At 61.8% G+C, this 3227-nt stretch carries 2 protein-coding genes; both read left to right on the top strand.

From position 1 onward, the window contains the following. Window positions 1–237 precede the first annotated feature (237 nt). On the top strand, window positions 238–993 hold the full coding sequence (locus tag PHW99_RS18460; RefSeq protein ID WP_300181215.1) for a haloacid dehalogenase type II: 756 nt from the start codon (window positions 238–240) through the stop codon (window positions 991–993). 25 nt (window positions 994–1018) lie between these two features. Then, a partial coding sequence (locus PHW99_RS18455) for a malate synthase G (RefSeq protein WP_300181212.1) occupies window positions 1019–3227 on the top strand: 2209 nt, incomplete at its 3' end.

Raw genomic sequence — 3227 nt, 5'->3', positions numbered from 1 at the left:
CAGGTCGGCCCCATCACCATGTGGGTAAATTCCACCACGCGCAGACCTTCAAGAGGCAGGGGACGGATGGCAGGCAAGCGGGGAGTGTTCATGGTGCAGGGGGAAAAGAGGTGGACAGACGAACCTGGACCTGATTATTTCCCAAACGCGGCCGAGCCCGATTACCTGCACCGCAGTCACAACTGTTGCCCGGGCACCGTCAGCAAACCGGAGAGGCCCCCTCCTTAAAATAGGGGGATGAACTCCACCCACGCTTCACCGCTCAAACACCCCGCCAGATGGCCGCGCGCGGTGCTGTTTGATGCCTATGGCACCCTGTTTGACGTGTACAGCGTGGCACAACTGGCCGAGGAGCTGTTCCCCGGCCATGGCCAGGCGCTGAGTGTGGCGTGGCGCGACAAGCAGATTGAATACACCCGGCTGGTGACCACCTGCAACCATGGTGCGCACTACCAGCCGTTCAGTGCGCTGACGCGGGCTGCGCTGATATTTGCCATTAAAAAGATAGCAACAACCCCAGGTAATACCTGGGCTGACGCTGATTTTCTTTTGGAATTCGAGCCAGCCATCGAACTGCTGCTGGCGCAATACCAGCATCTGGACGCCTTCCCCGAGAACCTGGAGGTGCTGCAGCAGCTCAAGGCGGCCGGCATCCCGATCGGCATTTTGAGCAACGGCGATGCGGCCATGCTGCAAGCTGCCGTGCATTCGGCCGGATTCGACGGCCTGCTGGACCACGTCATCAGTGTTGACCCGATCCGCAAATTCAAGACCCACCCCGAGGCTTATGCGCTGGGTGAGCAGACGCTGGGCCTGACGGCGCCAGAGGTGCTGTTTGTCAGCAGCAATGCCTGGGACGCGCTGGGCGCCACCTGGTATGGCTACCAGACGCTGTGGGTCAACCGCTACCAATTGCCGTTTGAAGAGCTGGGCACGCAACCGACACACATCGGCTACAGCCTGCGTGACGTGCACCATTTCTTCCCCTCTTGATTTTTTAACTTTGGACTTGACGACCATGACTGAACGCATCACCAAAAACCGCCTGCAAGTGGCTGCCAACTTGTGCCAGTTCATTGAAAAACAGGTGCTGCCCGGCACCGGCATCACCCCGGCCAAATTCTGGAAGGGCTTCGATGCCATCGTGGCCGACCTGGCGCCGAAAAACATCGCCCTGCTGGCTGAACGCGACCGCCTGCAAACCGAGCTGGACAACTGGCACAAGGCCAACCCCGGCCCGATCATGAACCTGCCTGCCTACCGCGCGTTTCTGGAAAACATCGGCTACCTGGTCCCGCAACCGGCCAAGGCCCGCGTCACCACGACCAACGTCGATGCAGAGCTGGCCAAACAAGCCGGCCCGCAGCTGGTGGTGCCGATCCTGAACGCCCGCTACGCCCTCAACGCCGCCAACGCCCGCTGGGGCAGTCTGTACGACGCGCTCTACGGCACCGACGTGATTGCTGAAGCCAAGGGCTGCGAGAAAGCCGGCAAAAAAGGCGGCTACAACCCCAAGCGCGGCGCCAAGGTGATCGAATACGCCCGCCACGTGCTGGACCGTTGCGCCCCGCTGCGCAAGGGTTCACACATTGACTCGGTGGCCTACAGCGTCAAGGGCGGCAAACTGGCCGTCAAACTGGCCGATGGCAGCAACACCAGTCTGGCCGATGCCAAACAATTCGTCGGCTACCAGGGCGAAGCCAAGGCACCTTCCAGCGTGCTGTTCGAGCACAACGGCCTGCACCTGGACCTGATCATCAACCGCGCCACCCCCATTGGCGCCAGCGACCCGGCCGGTGTGGCGGATCTGGTGGTGGAAGCCGCTCTCTCCACCATCCTGGACCTGGAAGACTCGGTCGCCGCTGTGGATGCCGACGACAAAGTACTGGCTTACAGCAACTGGCTGGGCATTCTGCAAGGCACGTTGACCGAAACTTTCGAAAAAGGCGGCAAGACCCTGCAGCGCGGCCTCAACGCCGACCGCCTCTACACCGCGCCCGACGGCAAAAAACCGGTGCGCCTGCATGGCCGCAGCCTGATGTTTGTGCGCAATGTCGGCCACCTGATGACCAACCCGGCCATTCTGTACACCGACAAACATGGCCAGACGCATGAAATCCCCGAGGGCATCATGGACGCAGTGGTCACCACCACCATCGCCCTGCACGACCTGGCCAAGACCAAGAAAGATGCCATTCGCAACTCGCGCAAAGGCTCGGTCTACATCGTCAAGCCCAAGATGCACGGCCCGGCGGAAGTGGCCTTTGCCAGTGAGCTGTTTGGCCGTGTCGAAAAAATGCTCGGCCTGCCCGACAGCACCGTCAAGCTCGGCATCATGGACGAAGAGCGCCGCACCAGCGTCAACCTGAAAGCCTGCATTGCCGCCGCAGGCAGCCGCGTGGCGTTCATCAACACTGGCTTCCTGGATCGCACCGGCGACGAGATGCACACCGCCATGCACGCCGGCCCGATGATCCGCAAGGGCGACATGAAAACCAGTGCCTGGATCCAGGCTTATGAAAAGAACAACGTGCTGGTCGGCCTGGGCTGCGGCCTGCGTGGCAAGGCGCAGATCGGCAAAGGCATGTGGGCCATGCCCGACTTGATGAAAGCCATGCTGGAGCAAAAAATTGGCCACCCCAAGGCCGGTGCCAACACCGCCTGGGTGCCCAGCCCGACCGGTGCCACGCTACATGCGCTGCACTACCACCAGGTGCTGGTCAGCGACGTGCAGAAAGAGCTGGAAAAAATCAACGCCGACAAACAGCGCGACGAACTGCTGGCTGGCCTGCTGCAAGTGCCCGTGGCTGCCAGTGCCGACTGGAGCGAGGCCGACAAACAGCAGGAGCTCGACAACAACGCCCAGGGCATCCTGGGCTACGTGGTGCGCTGGGTGGACCAGGGCGTGGGCTGCTCCAAAGTGCCCGACATCCACAACATCGGCCTGATGGAAGACCGCGCCACGCTGCGCATTTCCAGCCAGCACATGGCGAACTGGCTGCACCATGGTGTGGTGACAGAGGCGCAAGTCAAAGCCACCTTCGAGCGTATGGCCGCCGTGGTGGATGGTCAGAACGCGGGTGACCCTGCTTACAAACCGATGGCCGGGCACTTTGACACGTCGATGGCCTACCAGGCCGCCTGTGATCTGGTGTTCAAGGGCCTGGCCCAGCCCAGCGGCTATACCGAGCCGCTGCTGCATGGCTGGCGCTTGAAGGTGAAGGCGG

The sequence above is a fragment of the Rhodoferax sp. genome (assembly GCF_028689305.1).
Taxonomy (GTDB): Bacteria; Pseudomonadota; Gammaproteobacteria; order Burkholderiales; family Burkholderiaceae_C; genus Rhodoferax.
The sequence above is the reverse complement of the archived record's forward strand: the minus strand, read 5'-3'. Positions and strand labels throughout refer to the sequence as shown.